Source organism: Massilia sp. BAP21 (genome assembly GCF_057801335.1).
Genome location: NZ_CM173596.1, coordinates 5,760,617 through 5,779,409, shown reverse-complemented (window position 1 = coordinate 5,779,409; position 18,793 = coordinate 5,760,617). Strand labels below are relative to the sequence as shown.

Sequence of the window (18,793 nt, the reverse complement as noted above, 5' to 3'; positions counted from 1 at the left end):
GCTGTTCAGCCGCGCCACACCACCCGGTTGCGGCCGGCCTGCTTGGCCTTGTACAGGTGGGCGTCGGCCGCTTCGAACAGGGCCGCCGCCGGTTCGCCGCTGTCGGGCAGGAAGGTGGCGCCGCCGATGCTGACCGTGAGCCAGGGGGCGGCGCTGGAGCCGGCGTGGGCGATGCCGGCCAGCGCGACCGCCTCGCGGATCGCGTTCGCCACGTAGCCGGCCTGGCTGGCGTCGGTGTCGGGCATCAGCAGCACCAGTTCCTCGCCGCCGTAGCGCGCCGCCAGGTCGGCCGGGCGCCGCATCTGGGCCGCGGCGGCGCGCGCCACGGCGCGCAGGGCGCGGTCGCCGGCCGGGTGGCCGTACAAATCGTTGAACTGCTTGAAGCAGTCGATGTCGAGCAGGGCCAGCGACAGCTGCTCGCCGGTGCGCCGCGCGCGCTGCCATTCCACCGCATACACTTCGTCGAAGCGGCGCCGGTTGGCCAATTCCGTGAGGCCGTCGACGTTGGCCAGGTGTTCCAGCATGCGGCGCTGGCGCACCAGCTGCAGGTGCAGGGCCACGCGCGCCAGCACCACGGTGGCGTTGAAGGGTTTGGTGATGTAGTCCGAGGCGCCCATCTTGAGGCCGGCGGCTTCGTCTTCCGGCCGGTCCAGGCCGGAAATGAAGATCACCGACACGTGCGCCGTGGCCGGCGTGGCGCGCAGGCGGCGCAACACGTCGTAGCCGCTCATGTCGGGCATCATCACGTCGAGCAGCACCAGGTCGGGCACGTGGCGCGTGGCGCGTTCCAGCGCCTGGGCGCCGTTCTTCGCCAGCAGCACCGTGTATTCCGGCTGCAGCAGCTCGCACAGGACGTCGCGGTTGACGGCGTCGTCGTCGGCGATCAACACCTTTTGCGGCGCGGCGTTCATGCCGGCTCCCCGAGGTCGACTCCGAGCTGCTGCGCCACCCGGGCCAGCGGGTCGAGCGCCGCCGCGTATTCGAGGTCGTTGACCGCCGCCGCCAGGGCCGCCAGCGCCGCGCCCAGTTCGGCCGCCTGGGCCGCGCCCGGCAACAGGGCCTGCAGCTCGGCCGCCGCGCCCTGGGCGCGGGCGTCGTCTTCGCGCAGGTAGCCGCCGAGGCGCCGCACCAGGCCCGGCAGGGCGGACAGCGTGCCGGCGCCCGTGCCCGCACCTGCACCGTCCTGGGCTGCGCCGTGCGGGCTAAGCAAGCCCTCGAAGTTTTCCAGCACCGCCACCAACGCCGCGGCCAGGCCAGGCACCAGCGCCGCCGGCGCCGCCGTGTCGCCGGCGCGCAGGCCGGTTTCCAGCTGGCCGGCCGCATGCGCCACCGCGTGTGCGCCGACGTACGAGGCGCTCGACTTCAGGTTATGCGACAACTGCTGCAGCACGCCCAGGTCGCCGCCGGCCAGGGCGTCGAGCAGCTGGCGCGGCGCGCTGCGGTATTCCTGCACGAAGCTGCGCACCCGTTTCAGCAGGCGCGCCTGCTGGCCGTTCACGCCGGCCAGGGCCGCGTCCCAGTCGACGCCAGCGAGCGCCTGCAGGCGCAGCGGCGCGCTTGGTGCGGCGCCATCGGCCGGCGCCAGCGGCGCGGTACGCCCGGTCAGGCGCGACCCGTCGATCCAGGTCAGCAGGGCGCGCAGCAGCTGTTCGGGATCGATCGGCTTGGTGATGTGGTCGTTCATGCCGGCCGCCAGGCTCTTCTCGCGGTCGCCGGCCATGGCGTGCGCGGTCATGGCCACGATCGGCAGCGCGCGCAGGCCCTCGATGGCGCGCATGCGGCGTGTCGCCGTGAGGCCGTCCATCTCGCGCATCTGGATATCCATCAGCACCAGGTCGTAGTCCTGGCGCTGCACCATCTCCAGCGCTTCCTGGCCGTGCACGGCAACGTCCACCTGCACCGGCGCGGCGGCCAGGAAGTCGAGCGCCACTTCGCGGTTGTTGGTATTGTCCTCGACCAGCAGGATGCGCGCGCCGCGCAGCCGCGCCAGTTCGCGCGTGCCGGTGTCGATACGCGCCGGGGCCTGGGGCGCCGTCTCCGGACTCAGCGCCTGCAGCAGGCTGTGGTACAGCAGGGCCGGACCGATCGGCTTGGTGAGGAATCCGTGCAGCGGCAGCGCGCCTTCCTGCTGCTGCACCGTCTCGCGCGTGCAGACGCTCACCATCAGGATCGCCGGCGGCGCCGCCAGGTCGGCCTGGGCATGGATGCGGCGGATGGTCTCGACGCCGTCCCAGCCCGGCATCAGGTAATCCATCAGCACGATCTGGTAGGGCGCGCCGCGCTCGCCCGCATCGCGCAGCAGGGCCAGCGAACGTTCTCCCGAATCGACGGCATGCGCCGCCACGCCGAGCGAATCGAGCATCTCGACCAGGGCGTCGCGCGCGGTCTCGCAGTCGTCCACCACCAGCACGCGCACGTCGTGCAGCGCTGCGGCCGGTGCAGCCAGAATGTTCGAGCCGGCCGCGTCGGCGTCGGCGCCGGCATCGAGTTTCACGGTGAAGCGGAAGCAGCTGCCCACGCCCGGGGTGCTGGTGACGCCGATGGCGCCGCCCATCAGCTCGACCAGCTGCTTCGAGATAGTGAGGCCGAGGCCGGTGCCGCCGTACTTGCGGGTGATCGAGCCGTCGGCCTGGCTGAAGGATTGGAACAGGTGGGCCAGCTGGTCCTCGTTCATGCCGATGCCGGTGTCGCTGACGGTGAACGCCAGCGTCACGCCCTCAGGCCCGCGCGCTTCCAGCTCGACCGCCACCACGATCTCGCCGCGCTCGGTGAACTTCACCGCGTTGTTGGTAAGGTTGATCAGGATCTGGCCCAGGCGCAGCGGGTCGCCCACCAGGCGTGCCGGCACCCCACGCCCGACCCGGAACACGAGTTCCACGCGGCGCGCGTCGGTCTTCACCGCGGTCAGGCTGGACAGGTGTTCCAGCAATTCGTTGAGGTCGAACGGCACGCGCTCGAGCGTCATCTTGCCGGCCTCGATCTTGGAAAAATCGAGGATGTCGTTGACGATGCCGAGCAGGTGCTCGCCGGCGCCGAGGATCTTGCCGAGGTAGTTGCGCAGCTTCGGGTCCGGGTCGCTTTTCAGGGCCAGGCGGCTCATGCCGATGATGGCGTTCATCGGGGTGCGGATTTCGTGGCTCATGTTGGCGAGGAAGTCCGACTTCATGCGGGTGGCCGCTTCGGCGCGCAGCATGGCGTTCTGGATCGCCTTGGTGCGCAGGCCGAGGATGCGCATGAAGACCAGCATGTCGATCGCATTCCCGAACTGCAGCGCGTGCATGGTCCAGAAGGTGGCGGGCAGGGCGCCGTTGATCACCAGGCTCAGTACCAGCGAACTGGTGAAGCTGATCGACCAGCCGACCAGGAAGTACACGCCGACGAGGTCGCCGCGGCGCGCGCGCATGAAGGCGCCCGGCATCCCGAGCAGCATCGGCATGATGCCGAGGGTGCTGACGATGGCCACCAGGCCGTCGACGCTGATGATGCCCGCGGCATAGGCCAGGGCCGCAACCACGCACAGGACGGCGCCGGTCTTCATCAGGCGGCTGAAGGTGCGGTCCATGCCGGGCCGGGCCAGGGCCTGTTCCACGAACAGGTAGGCGCCGCAGGACGACATCAGCGCGAACAGGCCGCCGGCGTGGATGTTGGTCCAGGCGTCGCTGCCCCAGACGTACTGGCTGCCCAGGCCCGCGAACTCGGCCGAGAACAGCGCGGTCCCGGTGATCATCAGCGCGAACTTGGCGAACAGCGGCTCGCGCAGGTTGACCCACTGCGCCAGGCCGTACAGCACCAGGCACAGGGCCAGGCCGGCGAGCAGGCCTTGCAGCATCTGCTCGCCGAGGGCATCGTGGTGGTAGACCGAGGCCTGCGACAGGCGGATCGGCAGGATTTTCGGGCCGGCGTTCTCGACTCGCAGGTAGATGTCGTGCCGCGTGCCGGGTGCGAGATCGAGGATCAATGCCGGCGTGCGCGGGCTGCGCGCCGCGCCGTTCGCCGGCTGCAGGTTGCCGGCCAGGCCGTGCTGGCGCACGTGGCCATCGACGACCACGAACATCTCCACGCGGTTCAGCACCGCGTAGTCGATATCCAGGATCCAGCGCCCGGTGCTGTGCGCCGGCACCGACGCCGGGATGCGCAGCCACAGCACGCCGCGGTGCATGCCCATGGTGGCGTAGGCCGTCTGCGGCGGCGCGAACCGGTCAGCAGCGGCCAGGACCTCGCCGATGTCGAGCGTGCCGTCCGGGTCGTCCAGGGTGGTGACGGCGGGCCAGGCTTCGACCGAGCCGGTGTGGTCGTCGAGGGACAGCGGCGCGCTTGCCTGCGCCGAGTGTGCCGGCGGCGCCAGCAGCATGGCCAGCAGCAGGAGTGCGCATGCCGCGCGCAGGAAGGACCAGCCGGGCAGTGGGCGCATGATCATCGTTGTTGGCGGGAAATGGAAGAGGAGTCGGGGCGCAGGCGCAGTTCCAGCCGGTTCATCCAGGCCGGCGCCTTCGGGTCGTGGTGCCAGGCCTGCACGGCCTCGCCGACCCCGTCCAGCAGGGCCGCGGGCAGCTTCAGGGGCCGGGTCTGGTCCATCAGCAGCTTCACCGTCAGGCGGTAGCCGAGGACGCGCGACACCAGGCGCGAGATCGAGAAGCCCGGCACGACGCGGCGCACCAGCCAGTCGATGCCGCGCACTGCGCCCATGCACAGCGCGAACACTGCACGCGAGACGAGCGACACCCGGCCGTCGAGGCCGAGTTCGCGCGCGTTCGTGCGCCCGCACAGGTAGCGCGTGAGCAGGGTCGGAAAGGGTTTCAGGAGGCGCAGCGGAATCTCGTCCTGCATTGCCCCCATCAGCGCGTTCGCCAGCGCCGGGCGCGGGTCGGGCGCGCCGTAGGGCAGGGCGCCGGCGTTTGCGGCGTCGCGTCCGCGCGCCTGCAGCCGTGCGAACAGCTGTTCGGCGGCGTCCATGTCGCGTACCAGCAGCGCCGGCTCGATGCCGAGCAGGTGGCCGACCACGTTCCAGCCGTGCAGGTAGGCGCCTTCCTCGGCCGCAGTGAGGCCCAGGCCGAGGCGGCGCAGGCTGCGCAGGAAGACGTAGTGGAAGGTCAGCAGGGTGTAGGCCAGTTCTTCCTGGTTGATCGGCAGGCCGTGCTGCGGCACGTTCCAGCCGCGCGCATACAGGGCGCGGTGCAGGCCGGGGCCTTCGGGCGCCAGCTCGGCCAGGGTGGCGCCGGTCTCGCCGCCGGCCATCACCTCGGCCGGATTGCCGCGCATGATCAGGTGGCGGATGGTGGCGTGGATCAGGCGCACCTTCAGCACCTGGGCGACGCCGCCGCCGTCAGGGGTAGTTAAGCCGCCGCGCAGCATCACCGGGAAGATCATGGCGGCGGTCGAGCGCACGCGGTAATCGGTGTGCTGTTCGAGCTGGCCGGCCGTGTGCAGCACGCTGGCCAGGTCGACCGGCACGTAGCACTCGGGCAGGCTGGCGCAGAACAGCAGGGTGCAGGACAGCATGCTCATCTCGACGAACACCGCCTCCGCCGCGCCGATGCGCGCCGGGTCGGCCCAGTCGGGCAGCACGCGCGCGGCGTGCACGAACGCCTCCAGCGCCGCGGCGATGTGCGGCGGCGTGGCGGGGCTGGCGCGCCAGCCATCCAGCACGCCGTTGGTGGTCCAGGCGGCGATCTCGCGGTTGACGGCCGCGATCGCGTCGTAGCGCGCCTCGCCATCGAGGCCGGCGAGGATGCGCGCGACCGTGTCGTCGGCCGGCGGGTCGGCGCGGTAGCGCGGATCGGCGCTGACGACCGGCTCGTGCATGGTCCCCATCATGCCTCCCGTGCGACGGCGGCCATGCGGGCGGCGGCCACCACCGGGCTGGCCGCGGCGTCGGGCACGGCGGCGATGCGCGGCGCCTGCCAGCGGCTCCAGCCGCACAGGGCAGCCAGCAGCGGGATGCCCATTGCGAACAGGGCGATGGTGCGGGTCTCGACCGGGGTGCCGAGGCAGGCCTGGAACAGCATGTTGCCGCCATAGATGGCGAGCGGCACGAGCGTATGCGCGCGCGAGACGCCCGCGGCAGCCACCGGCGGACGGCGGCGCAGCGTGAGGCGGAACAGGAAGATGATGACAAAGGAGACCGCCATCCAGCCAACGAAGCCCTGCAGGGTCTCTCCGAACCACCAGCCGTCGGTCTTGTGCATGATCCAGGCCTTGAGCGTGAAGACCATGTACGGGTCGGCGCCGAGGTCGTAGGCGGTGACGATCATCGCGGCCAGGAAGGACTGGACGATGCTCTGGCCCAGCGGCGCGGCACCGTCGACCGGGGTCTGCCAGACCATCAGGTTGGCGATCACGTAGGCGATGTAGGTCAGGGCGAACCACATCAGCGGGATCACCATCGGCACGTCGCCGAGGCGCCAGCCCAGCACCTCGGTATAGGTGTAGTGGCCGAAGAACCAGCCGTAGGTCGACCCCATCTGCTCGGCGAACCAGCCGAGGCTGACCGCGATCAGCACGAAATGCAGCGCCGCGCGCGCGCCCAGCAGGTGGATCGCGCTGGCCCAGCAGCAGGCGAACATCGCCAGCGAGCCGACGATCAGCATGCGCGTGGTCTCGCCCAGGCCGCGCGTGAGCAGCACGACGAGGAACAGGGCAAGCAGGATGAAGGTGATGCGGGGGAGATGGCGCTGCATGGTGGTTCCTCGTCCTGGCTGGTCAGTTTGTTGTTATCAGAAGCGATAATCCATGCGCAGTGAAACGGTGCGCGGCTCGCTCGGCACGGTCATGCCGAAGCTGTCGATGTTCACCGGCTCGACCTTGTCCTGCAGGTTGCGCACGCGCAGCAGCAGGCTCCAGGGAGCGCCCAGCGGCTGGTAGCCCAGGCTCAGGTCGGTCTCGGTGCGGCCCGGGACGCGGTAGCGCAGCAGCTTGCTCGGGATGCCGATGGTGTAGTCGCGCGAGGTGCGCGAGAACACACCCGCCGTCAGGGTGCCGCCGCCGATGCCGAAGCCCTGCTCGTAACCCAGGGTCAGGGTCGCGCTCGGGGCGCGGTCGAGCTTGTAGCCGGCCCAGGAATGCAGGCCGTCCGGCGTGTAGTCGACGTAGTGGGCGTCGGTGAAGGCCAGGGTGGAGCTGAAGCGGGCGCTGGCCACGGGCTTGACCGCCGCCTCGACTTCCAGGCCCTTCACGCTGGCCACGCCGGCATTCCGGGTCACGTAGCGCGGCACGCCATTTTCCATCTCCACGCCCGACAGTTGCAGATTGCCGTAGTCGTAGCGGTAGGCGGCCAGGTTCAGGCTGGCGCGGTTGGCCCAGAAGCGGCTCTTGAAGCCCAGTTCGACCGACTTCAGGGTTTCGGGGCGATACACCAGGGCCGATTCCGCCACCGGCGCCGGGCAGGCGACGCCGAGCGCGCCCGAATCGGCCAGGCAGCCGTCGTTGAAGCCGCCGGATTTGTAGCCGGTGGCCAGCACGCCGTACACCAGGGTGGACGGGTTCAGGTCGGCGTCGATGCCCAGGCGCCAGGTGGTCTTGCTCGTTTCCAGGTGGGCCGCATTCGGCAGCGCCAGGTCGGTGGCCGGGTTGAACACCGGGCCGAACTGCAGGTTGGTGGCGCCGACGCGCGACTTGTCGTCCTGCGTGTAGCGGGCGCCGGCCGTCAGGCGCAGCGCGTCCAGCACGCGCCAGGTGGCTTGCCCGAACACGGCGCGGCTCTTCGAGACCACCGGGCCGGTCGGGAACACGTAGTACGGGGGCAGGCCGATCGGCTCCAGGTCGCGGAAGGTGGCAAGCTGGGTCATGTCTTCGCGGAACCAGTAGACACCGGCCTGGGCCGAGATGCGGCCGGTGTCCCTGGTGGCGATGCGCAGTTCGTGCGAATCCTGGTCGTAGGCGCCGTCGAAAAACTGGCGCACGCCGAGCGCGAAGCCGGGCACGATGCGGTAGTAATAGTTGACCAGGAAATCGTGGTCGAACTGGCGCCGCGAACCCAGGTAGTGCAGGGTGGCCGGGCCCAGGTTCCAGGTCAGCTCGGCCGCCAGGCCCTGCGCATCGCGCCGGCTGTGGCCCTGTTCCGGCACCGCGTTCGGCGGCACGAAGCCATTCGTCAGGTGTTCGGTCGTGGAGGCGCCGCGCCAGGCCGGGTTGCCGGTCTCGATGCTTGAGTAGAAATTCGTGTCGGGGACGATGACGTCGTTGTTGTCGCGCTGGACCGTGCGGTCGTAGCGCAACAGCAGCGAAGCGTCGGCGTTGAAGTCGAATTTGGCCGACAGGCGCGCCGAGCGGTCGTCGCGGTCCAGGCCGAGTTCGTGCGGGGTGCCCTGGGCATTGCGCAGCAGGCTGTCGCGGCGCTTCACGGACACCGCCGCGCGCAGCGCCAGCGCATCGTTCACCGGCACGTTGAGCATGCCGTCGGCCTTGCGCGCGCCATGGGTGCCGGCTTCCGCGCCGACCGCGCCTTCGAGCGTCTTGCCCGGCGCGTTCGAGATCACGTTGACCACGCCGGCGGTGGTGTTGCGGCCGTACAGGGTGCCCTGCGGGCCGCGCAGGACTTCGACCCGGTCGACGTCGAGGAAGTCGCCGTTCTGGCTGTGCGGACGGGCGACGTACACGCCGTCGAGCATGAAGGCGGCCGAGGGCTCGCCCTTGTCGGTGGCGTCGGCATTGCTGACGCCGCGGATAGTGATGCGCAGGCCGTCGGCGGCGCCGTTCAGGTACACGCCGGGCAGGCGCGCGGCGAGGTCGGACGGGCGGTCGAGGCCGGCTTTAGCGAGCTGGGCGCCGCTGATGACGGACATGGCGACAGGCGTCTTCGATTCCGGCGCGACACGGCGCTGCGCGGTAACGAGGACTTCCTGGATCTGGCCATCGGCGACGGCGGGCGCTTCTTGCGCAGCCGCGCCGAACGGGAGCAAACCCGATGCGGCGGCAGCCAGCAGCGTAAGGTTCGAACGAACCTGACGGTTGGACATGCATTCCCCTAATTTTTTGGATCGAATCTTGTTGTGCGCGGTGCAGGGCACCGGCATCAGCGGCCTGTGTTTTATGCAACACTCATTACGGCGCTAATGTTGTGCAGTCTAGCAGTACATGCAACACGGAAACAGCCCCTGCTCCTTAATTATCTGGAAACGAGGGCTGGACGCGACAGTCGATGTCTGGTTGCTAATAAACGATGCCGGGAGGACAGTATCCTGTCTAGACAAGCGAATAGCGGGCGCGGTAGGGGCGAAAGCCGAGCCGGCGCTTGAAGTCGCGCAGGCCGGGCAGGGCGCCGAGGTAGCTGTCGTACATGAACCAGGCGACCCGGCGCTCCTCGATCAGCTCGCAGATGATATGCGCCAGCAACAGGTACATGGCGCCGTCGCCGTTCTTGTAGCCCATCAATTGGTCGGTGGCGGAGAAATTGCCGAAGCGGGCCACGTTGCAATACGCAGCCAGCCGGCCGCCGGCGTCGAATGCGCCGTAGCAGGCGCAGTGCGGCTGCTCGGGATACGGGTGCATGCGCAGGTAGGCGCCGTCGATCGGGCGGCCCTGGCGCTGGTCGCAGGAGGTATGGATGGCGTGGATCTCGTCGAGGTGGGCATTGCGGTCGATGCGGCGCAGCCGGTAGCCGCGCGCCAGCGCCTTGCGGCTTTGCGGGCCGGCGTGGCCGTGCTGGCGCACGGTGTCGAGGTAGGAAGCGGCATTCCCGAAGCCGGCGATGTCGACCAGGGCAATCCCCATCGCCTTGTTGCGGAAAACCTTGTAGCGCGGGTGGGGGCGGGTGAAGTTGGCGTAGGCCGCCAGTATCGCCGGCGGGTTCAGGTGGCGCTCGAAGTACAGCTGTGCCAGCGGCAGGCCGGCCAGCTCGACGGCCAGGCTCGCGTGTTCGATCAGCTTGACGACTGTTGCAGGGGTTTGCATGGGCGGCTCTCGACCATCGATGCAGGAAGGATGCTGTCGAGTCTAGCGCTGCGGGACGGCGCCCTGGATGGGCAAGCTCGGGTGCGCCATGTAAAACCGTGTAAATACGATGTGCTTGCGTCATTTCCGGGACAGAGCCACGGGAGAACTCGCCAGGCGGCGCTGCCAGGGAGGCGTCCGCCGGCCGGCGGTTCCGCGGCGGCAGGCGGTGCTGGCGCCCTGGCTGTAGCCGCACGGTGGGCTGATCCTGCCGCTTGCTGTGCAAGGACCTGCAGGCCGGAGCGCGCTCCTGGGCTGCTCAGGTGCGGCCGCTATTTCCCACGGTCGAGATCAGGGTGGCGCCGCAACTGGTGGCATGGCCTTCGAATGCCACCGGCACGCCGTCGATCAGCACCTCGGGATCGCCCTCGGCGATGACGCAGGTCTCGTGACCCTTCAAAGGGCAAAGGCAACGGTCGCCCTGGCGGGCAACGGCAAGGCCCAGTACGGTCGTGTTTGGTGCGGCAGAGATGACCTTGCCGCCATGGCTGGTTGGATCGTTCAGGCGAATCACGCGACGCATGGCATGTCCTCTCGTCGTCCGGTTAGCGCGAGAAGCCGGGGATATCGACGTTGTCTTCGTACCGTAGTCCCCACCAGGGCAAATACACGTGGTTACCGCCGCGTGCCCGGAACCACTTCTTCGATGGATCGATCGGGCGCACGACCTTGGGTGGAACCACGATGGTAGCGATGGGCTGGGCCTCGTCCGTCGTTCCCGCCACCAGCACGGTCTGGCCGATGTGGTTGGCGTAGGCGATGCCGAGGGCGACGTTGGTCAATGCGCTCCCAGCACCCATGTCGCCCAGAAGGACCGAGGTGTTGAAGGTCTGCTTCAGGAAATCGAGTTCCGGTATTTCTTCCGTCAGGGTCCGGGCCAGGGTGGCCAGGCGGTCGGATGCGGCGGGGTGGGTATTGCCGGCGTCGTGGATCGTGAAGCCGATATCGGCGGTCTGCTTGCCGGCATTCAAGGAGGCCTTGTTCAGTACTGCTTTCCAGGCTTGCAGCGTTCGCGACGGCGAACCGGGCTGCGATTCGAAATCAGTGATCTTGCTCGATGCCGGGTAAGCCAGCCAGGCGAGCGGGGCGCGTTCGGTCTTGTAGTCTGGGCCGGCAAGTATCAGCTGGACCATGTTCTCGTTGATCTGCCGATCCTTGGGGCGGCTGGGAGCGTCCCAGTTCATGACCCAGACGGTTTCCGTTGGATGGGCTTTGAGGTAGTCGAGGCCTGCTGCCAGGGAAGTGAAACCGGCGTTGGGGCCGCCCATCGTAATGCGGACGTCGGGCGGGGTGCTGCGGGTCCAGGCGTTCGGGAAACTCGTGTTTCCAATATCAAAAGCGCTCACGATCAATTCTTGAGCTGTCTTAGTTTCCGCGACAGGGTCAAGCTTTCCGCTTGGCAGGGCGTATTCTACGTGAATCCCTGCTAGTTCGCGCCATGTAGATTTGTCATCAAGGGAATGGGCGTTGTAGAAATATTTGGAATCGCTAAAATAAATGTCGCGGTATAAGTTGGTTAGTTTTCTCAAGTATTTGTAATGATAACCGTCGAAGGTTTCTGTACCATTATTTCCGGCCGCAATGGATGCTATCGCCTGCACCTTGCCGAAAGTCTGTGGATCTTCTCGAACCATGTCGTCATTTTCATTATGTTTCGCTAGTCCAAGCGTCCATAAAAGTTGCCATTCAGTTGGATAATCCATGCGTTGCAGAGGATTGAGCCATTGCAAACCAACGACTTGGGCCATGAAAGGTGCCGTCTCTTTTGACGTGAGCTCCGTGGGAGAAGTTGGGGCCGCTATCGTATCCGTAGAATACAGTGTGCTTGTGATTGCTAGTACGAATACTGCAGATAATGCAGGGAAAGCCAACAAGCGAACCATGAGTTCTCCATCAGAAAGTAGTTGATTGGAAGTTGCTTCTATCTGCCAGACTGACCAGAGTGAAAAAGCTAAAGTGAAAATAAACGCGCATGCTGTCCATCCTGCGCATCGCATACGATTGTTTTTTAAAGTGGTCATGAATTTTCTCTAGACTTTAGGGGGAATACCTCACGCTGATCCATGATTTTCAAAGGCATTTTTCCTTCGCAATCGTCTTGTTTTACCCAGTCTGAAACTGATGACTTTTTATATTTTCCTTCGGAGAAATACTCGAAAAAGGCGGCATGTGAATGGTTCTTATTTATGTTCTCTAGAAAGCGCCAATCAGCAATCTGTCGCAGTATCAAAAAATCCTCTTTCTTGATTCGACAAACACCCACGGCCACGTCGTAAGCCAGAGCCTTCTGTGCGTGCATTGCATTTGTCATGATGGTTGAGTGATCGGTGGCATGGGTGTCGATCGTCTCCGCGAGCGTTTCCTTGATTTTCCTAGTACGCCAGGCGATGTATTCGTTGCTCGCCGTTTTGAGCCTATCCTCCTGCGGCACCGATGCGTTGTTCTTGTCTATGCCCTCCCGCTTCGCTTCCATGCGCAGCATCGCGTGATGTTCGTAGCGCAGGGCCGCTTCCGTTTCGGCGTCGCCTTCGGGGGCATCGCTTCCCTTGCGCTTTGCTTCGGCTGTTGCGTGCTTCGGCATGGCCCGGTCGCCTGCATATGGGTCAGCGCTTTCTTTTTCCTTGCCCTTGGCGCGGTACTCGCCAGGTGCGTCCATGCCCTGGTCGAACTGCTTGTTGGCTGTCCCGAACCGCACGGCTTCCGGTTCGAATGTTTCCGGCAAATCCGGTGCAGTGAGGGGCGTTTTCCAGTCTGCCGGTGGGAGCGCGTTAATACGAATACCAGCCAGTCCGGTAACCGCAAGCATCACCGGCGCCGCTGCGAAGGTCATCACCTTGCCGGCAAAGTTGCCGTTCGACTTCAAACCCTTGGCCAACGAATAGCGTGCCACCGGCGAGGGCGGATACCAGAACTCGTGACTGCCGCGCGTGGGATTGTTGTGCTGGTCCGCCCAGAAGTCGTAACTGCCTTTGCGGCCTACCGTATAACCTTGCGAGAACACGCGCTGGCAAAATACGCCGGCGCCATTAGCCGCATCGATCTCCTGCTGATTCAGTCCGCGCCATCCGATGCCCTGGATGGTGGTGGCCGAAATCACCTGGTCGTGTGGATTGAAGTAGAGCGTGACGCGCCCGACCGTCGCAGGTGTCGGACCATATCCGTATTTGCTGCGATCCGACGCCGCATCGAAGCCGTGCGCTTCGTTTGCCATCGCCTCGTCGATGAGCGCTGCCGACTGCGCAGTGGCCGCCTGCTGGCGCACGATGTCGAAGAATGCGCGTAAGGTGGCAATGCGCGCATTCCAGGATTGGCGCCCGCCATTCCCCTGTGCATCCTTCAGGCTGAGTTCCGTAAAGCCTTGCGCTATATTCGCCTTGACCAGGCTGAACGGCGCATTACACAAGACATAGTTATCGGCCACGCAGCGGCCGCTCTTGCCGGCCGGGTCCGTTGCGGGCTTCAGGCGGTCGCCTAGGAATGCGGCAGCAAGGCCGATCATGTTTCCCTGGCTGTGGCAGACAAGGGTGATCGGCACGTCGGCCTGCTTGCTGCGAATCGACTCCACCAGCTTCGCCAGGCGCAGCGCGGCCAGCACGTAATAGGGGCGGGGCGGACAGGCATACACCTTGCGGTCATTGGTTGGGTTCATGTGCTGCACATGCAGCCACAGGAACAACTGGTCCGACAAGCCATTTCCCCATAAATCGGGAAGGGCGGTGCAGCCGTTGGCGAATGGACCGCCACCCCAGTAATTCTGCTCGTTCAAATAGATAGCATTGCCGAACTGCTGCAGCTCGTCGCTGCTGGCTTTATAACCCCAGCGAAAATGGATGACCGGAGAAAAGTGATCATCGGCCGCAATGAACTTGTCCGACGTCTTTTTCGGATTGATGAACCCATCAGGCGTTAAATCGGGCAAATACTGCACAGGCCGCAACTGCCCACCCTCCGGTGTCGGATACGCCATGTGCTCGTCGCGCCGCTTCAGGCGGTCGTTCAGGCCCCGGCACAGGCCCCGTTCGGTTTGCGCAAACCACTCGCCGTCCGAATTCACGCCGTGGACGAAGATGACCACGCCGGGCAGGGGCATCTGCATGATCACGTCGAGGTGCTTCGGCGTGAGAAAGACCGTGCCGCAGCTTTCGCCCAGCAGGATAGTGCCGGGATCGTCCAGGGGACTGCACAGGCGGTCGCTGGATGGACCGGCAGGCGGAGCAAAGGTATCGTTCATAAGTAAATTCCCTGATGCCATTACTTGAGCGGCTTGAAGAAGCGCGCCGTCAGCTGCTGCAGATGGTCCGCCGTGATCGGCTCGCCTTCACCCGCGCCGTTGCTCTTGCCGGACACCGGTGCGTCCCCGGACCGCGTGACCTCCAGCTGCATGCCCTCGACTGGCTTGCCGTCGCTGGCGCGCAGGAGGCGCGGGATGCGGCTGAAGTCGTCCTTGCCGAAAGTCGGCAGTTCGGTCTTGCCGCTGGCCGGCCCGTCCCAGTGGTGGCCAGCGGTACGGATGGTGATCGCGCCCGGCCCGCCGATTTCCACATCACCGCCCTTCAAGGTGAGGTAGGCGCCGCCGCTGACGATGAAGGTCACTTCTTCCTGCGCCATGAACACCATGCGCCCGCCGGCGGTCGCCTTCAGGTCCTGGGCGGCATCGACCTGCATGCCGCCATGCTGGCTCTGCATGAGGAAGCGGCCCTGGTGGGCAATCTGCGTGATGCCGTCGGCATGGGAGAACAGCGAAATGCCCTTGCCGGCATTCAGGTTGAAGCGTTGTCCGCTGGCCAGCTGCATGTGCTGCTGCGCCACCGTGTCGAGATTCACGCCGGCATAGCTGACCATGGTCTTCGGTGTGCTGAACGCGATGCCGGCCGGCGCCGTCACACTCACGGTGGGCTTGCCGCCGCCGCCGGGGGCGCCGTTGCTGCCGGCGCTGGCCGCTTCCAGGTCCGCCTTCAGCGCGGCCTGGGCGCCGGCGTCGGCCGGCAGGCCCTGCTGCGCGGCGGCATATTCGCCGAGCGACTTGAACAAATCCAGGCAATCCTGCATCAGGGCCAGGTGTTCCTCGCTGCCGAGTTGGGGGCCGCAGGCATCGAGCCGCTTCCAGGCCGAAACCAGGAGCGACTTCGCGGTGCGAATGGCGCCACTGTCGTTCGTCGCCAGTTCAAAGCCTTCGCCACGCGGCTCGGCTACGCCGTCGCAACGCGGATGCGTCAGGTAGCCGAGGTTCAGCTGGCTGTGGCCGTGCGCGCTTTCCAGCTGGGCGCTGATCTGGCCGGGCGTATCGTCCAGTCGTAGCTGGTTGTAGCGGGTGGCGCCGCCTTCCTTGCTGACGATGCCCGACAGGTATTTGTCGCCCGGCAGGCGGCTGCTGCGGCTGAACGAGGGCGGCGGCGTATGGCCGCCATGGGCGCGGCCGATGATCAGTGGTTTGTCCGGATCGCCGCCCACGAATGCGCACAGCACCTGGTGGCCCACGCGCGGCAGCGAAATCGCGCCGTACTGCTCGCCTGCCCAGGGACTGGCCACCTGCACCCAGGCGGAATCGCGGTCGGTGCCGGATGCGCCGGCGCCACCAGCGTGCTCGTGGTCTTCTTCGCGGCAGCCGGGAAACCGGATCTTCACGCGGCCGAAGGCGTCGCAATGGATTTCTTCCTTCACCGGACCGACCACGGTGACATATTGCAGGTCGGTGCGCGGCAAGTCGATGCGCGGATCGTAGGCCGGGACGATGGCCACGCCGCGCCGCACGCAGGTAAAGCGGTTGGTGTAGCGCATGCCGCGCTCGGCGCTGGCTGCTTCCAGGCTGTCGTCGCCGGCATGCCAGCGGTTGGCCGCGAACAGGCGCCGCGCCCGTTCGTCGAAGGTGGCCGGCAGGTTGTTGCTGGCCTCGACCCGCAGTTCGGTGATGACGAAGTCGCGCTCCGACGGTGGATGCAGGTCGATTTCAGGATGGCCGGCGATCGTGTTCCACTGGCCCACGCACAGCTCGCGCACGCTGCCTTCACCATGGAAGGACTTGGCCTCGTATTCGTGGCGCTGGATGCGGGCCTCGCCCAGCCTGTGGTAGTCGTCGGCGTTGTCGCCGGTGTGCGGCGCCTCGACCAGGTAGTCGTCCAGGCTGGCCGCGAAACGCTTGCCGAGCGTGCCCTGGTCGTGCAGGCCCGGGTATTCACCCGTCGCCGCGCGCGCCTGGCGGTAGTCCCAGCTGCTGCGCGCAACGCTGCCGGGCGTCAGCGTGCGCAGCGCGTGCAGGGCGGTGACGGTATCGCGCTGCTCGGTGGCGCCGTCGCGGTGGAAGCGCACCGTGCCGGCCGCGTTTTCCTGCAGGGACATGGCGTCGTCGAACAGGACCAGCATGTGCGCCGGCGTGTCGTCGGCCCGGCCGGGAACGATGGGCCGGAAGAACCAGCCGATGCCGCGCCGTTTCCACAGCCTGCGCAGGAACGCCGCCGTCGACTCGTTGTACTGCATCGTGAATTCGCGCGCCGGATAATGCTTCAGCTTGCTCAGGTCGTAATCGAAGGCACGCGCCGCGATCGGATTGGCGGCGCGCCATTCCTTCAGCAGGATGTGGGTGATGTCGACTTCGCTGGCATTGCGGAAAATGCGCGTGTTGCACGTCTTGTCGAGCAATGCGAGCGCGTCGTGCACCAGCAATTGGTAGGTGGCCAGGCCGTCATCGCCTTGCCCTTCGCTGGCGCCGGCAACGATGCCGCACACGCGGCGCAGCCCGCCGCGGTCGGTGACCAGCTGCACCTCGGCCGGATTGGCGATGAATTGCTTGAGCGGCATGCCGGCCTGGGCGGACACGCAGGACAGCACATAGTTGATGCCGCCGCATACCGCTTCGCAACCGCTGATCCGGCTGACGATTAGCAAGTCTTCCAGGATGCCGTCTTCCATCGCCAGTCTCAGCCGGATAGGGCGATGTGCGGCAGCCAGGCTACCGTTATTGTAAAAGCGCATGCACAGGCTCCACCTTCGACAATCAAAATAGACACAGGGCAACATGTCCATGCGGCGGTGCTGTCCTGGTGTCAAAACCTGTCAAGTGTGAAGGTGGTACATGCCTCCGATGATGCGCTAGCACAATGTTAACTGTGCGCTCCGCTTTGCCCGCAGCGCCCGGCCATAAAAAAACGGCGCAGGCATATGCGCCCGCGCCGTTCGCCGACACCCGTACCGCCACACACGGCCGGGTCAGAACGCGTTGATCAGAACGACATCGGTACGCGCACCATCAGGGTCACGTCCGGCGTATCGCGCGTCACGCCCGCGCCGACCGCCACGCTCAGGGTTTTCTTGTCGCTTAGGCGGTAGGAATAGCCGACCAGCAGGGTACCGAGCTGCATGCGCACCGAACCCGGCACGGCGCGGCCGTTCTGCTTGGTGCGGCCGACGGAGTTGTGGTCGTAGCCGAGGCTGAACGAGGCCTTGTCGTTGAGCGCCAGGCCCATGCCGAAGTTGAAGCCGAACACGCCGCCCGGGGCCACTTCGCCCAGCGGTTCCTTGACGCCGTTCAGCACGGTGCGCTCGATGTTGTCGCGCTTGAAGTTGTGCAGGTAGCTGAAGCTGCCGAAGAACACCGCCGGGTCCGACGGGAACAGCCAGGTCAGGCTCGGCTGCAGCGAATAGAAGCCGGAGCCGGTCGGCAGTTCCAGCGGCAGGCCGCTGCCGGTGACGTTTTCGCCGATGCAGCGCGTGGTGCAATCGGTAACGACTTCGAACGGATCCTTGCCGGTGCGCGACTTGAAGCGCAGGCCGCCGATGAAGAAGGGCTTGTCGACGCCGCCGTCGTTGAGCTGGTAGCGCGCCGCCAGTTCGATGTCGCCCAGGTCCTTGCCGCTGGTCTGGAAGGCGCGCTCGACCGAGGTGCCGGTGAACACTTCGCGGCTGACGGTGGCGTCCGAACGGTAGACGTAGGGCAGCTTGGCCTCGACCTCGAAGCGGTTGGTGAGGCCGCGGCGCAGGGTGACGCTGGCGGTGGTGGTGTTGCGTTTCACTTCGCGCACGTCGATCAGGCCGATCAGCAGGGCCGGGATCACCGTGTAGCCGACCAGGGCCACGCGGCTGCTCGACGAGTAGCCGTACTGGACGGCCGGCTCGAACACGTACTTGCCGCGCGGGGTCAGCACGCCGGGCTGCTCGAAGATCGGCGCCACCTCGGCGCTGCGGGCCTGGGCTGCCGGTGCGCGGCCGACGGCGGCCGTGTTGACGCCGGCAGCCGGGGCGCTGGCCGGGCCGCCGACCGGCGCTGCCGGCGCGGCCGGCTGCGGGACAGCCGGCCGCTGGGCGGTCGGCTGTTGCGTGGTCGCCTGTTGATTCGTGGGCACGTTCTGCGGGTTCAACGGTGCGTTCTGCTGGGCGTTGCGTTGTTGCTGCTGCTGTTGGCGCTGCTGTGCCTGTTGCGCCTGCTGCTGTTGTTGCTGTTGCTGCTGTTGCAGCATTTGTTGTTGCTGGGGCTGCTGCTGCGGCGGCTGGGCCAGCTGGGCCTGGGCATTTTGCTGGGCGGCGGTCTGGTCGCCGCCGGTGCCGCGCAGCATGTCGAGTTCCGAGGCCGTGGCTGGCAACCCGGCCGCGAGTGCGCCCGGCGCCAGGTCGATGACGGGTTCGGCAGGCTGTCCGGCCTGGCGCGCGCTGCGCACGCCGCGCTCGAGCTCGTCGATGCGCGCGCGCTGGGCGTCGAGCTGCTGGCGCATGGCCTTGAGTTGCTCGACCAGCAGGTCGACGGACTGCGCGCCCGTCTGCGCGCCGGCCTGCACGGCGGGCTGCAAAGCGGACTGCGCCAGTGCCGAAGAAGCGCCGAAGGCTGCGCTCACGACGAGCGCGCCGACACAAAGTGCCGGAAATTTGTGCATTACTT

The 18,793-nt window shown here is 66.6% G+C and carries 11 protein-coding genes; all 11 read right to left on the bottom strand.

Annotated elements, in window-relative coordinates; all coding sequences use genetic code 11:
- Window positions 1–5: 5 nt before the first annotated feature.
- The 11 genes from ACWYRN_RS25150 to ACWYRN_RS25100 all read right to left on the bottom strand — a co-directional run bounded on the left by ACWYRN_RS25150 (window position 6) and on the right by ACWYRN_RS25100 (window position 18,788).
- Complete coding sequence (locus ACWYRN_RS25150; protein ID WP_488690508.1) at window positions 6–911, bottom strand: diguanylate cyclase; 906 nt, start codon at window positions 909–911, stop codon at window positions 6–8.
- Entirely contained in the window at window positions 908–4,411 is a 3,504-nt protein-coding gene (locus tag ACWYRN_RS25145; RefSeq protein WP_488690507.1) for a hybrid sensor histidine kinase/response regulator, read from the bottom strand. Before ACWYRN_RS25145 ends, ACWYRN_RS25150 begins: the two co-directional genes overlap by 4 nt.
- 2 nt (window positions 4,412–4,413) lie before the next feature.
- Window positions 4,414–5,802 (bottom strand): oxygenase MpaB family protein, encoded by a 1,389-nt coding sequence (locus ACWYRN_RS25140; protein WP_488690506.1) that lies wholly within the window; start codon window positions 5,800–5,802, stop codon window positions 4,414–4,416.
- Window positions 5,803–5,810: 8 nt separating this feature from the next.
- Window positions 5,811–6,677, bottom strand: a complete 867-nt coding sequence (locus ACWYRN_RS25135; RefSeq protein ID WP_488690505.1) for a carotenoid biosynthesis protein — start codon at window positions 6,675–6,677, stop codon at window positions 5,811–5,813.
- Window positions 6,678–6,713: 36 nt separating this feature from the next.
- Window positions 6,714–8,954: a TonB-dependent receptor gene (locus ACWYRN_RS25130; protein ID WP_488690504.1), complete on the bottom strand. Its 2,241-nt coding sequence runs from the start codon at window positions 8,952–8,954 to the stop codon at window positions 6,714–6,716.
- A 226-nt stretch (window positions 8,955–9,180) separates the two neighbouring features.
- Entirely contained in the window at window positions 9,181–9,888 is a 708-nt protein-coding gene (locus ACWYRN_RS25125; RefSeq protein WP_488690503.1) for a hypothetical protein, read from the bottom strand.
- A 298-nt stretch (window positions 9,889–10,186) separates the two neighbouring features.
- Window positions 10,187–10,450 carry a PAAR domain-containing protein gene (locus tag ACWYRN_RS25120; RefSeq protein ID WP_488690502.1) on the bottom strand — a complete coding sequence of 88 codons (264 nt, stop codon included), beginning with the start codon at window positions 10,448–10,450 and terminating at the stop codon, window positions 10,187–10,189.
- A 22-nt stretch (window positions 10,451–10,472) separates the two neighbouring features.
- A complete protein-coding gene (locus tag ACWYRN_RS25115) occupies window positions 10,473–11,675 on the bottom strand; it encodes a hypothetical protein (RefSeq protein WP_488690501.1) in 1,203 nt (400 codons plus the stop codon).
- A 269-nt stretch (window positions 11,676–11,944) separates the two neighbouring features.
- Entirely contained in the window at window positions 11,945–14,158 is a 2,214-nt protein-coding gene (locus tag ACWYRN_RS25110) for a T6SS effector phospholipase Tle3 domain-containing protein (RefSeq protein ID WP_488690500.1), read from the bottom strand.
- 20 nt (window positions 14,159–14,178) lie between these two features.
- Complete coding sequence (locus tag ACWYRN_RS25105; RefSeq protein WP_488690499.1) at window positions 14,179–16,896, bottom strand: type VI secretion system Vgr family protein; 2,718 nt, start codon at window positions 16,894–16,896, stop codon at window positions 14,179–14,181.
- Window positions 16,897–17,144: 248 nt separating this feature from the next.
- Window positions 17,145–18,788 (bottom strand): acetate kinase, encoded by a 1,644-nt coding sequence (locus ACWYRN_RS25100; RefSeq protein ID WP_488690498.1) that lies wholly within the window; start codon window positions 18,786–18,788, stop codon window positions 17,145–17,147.
- Window positions 18,789–18,793 lie beyond the last annotated feature (5 nt).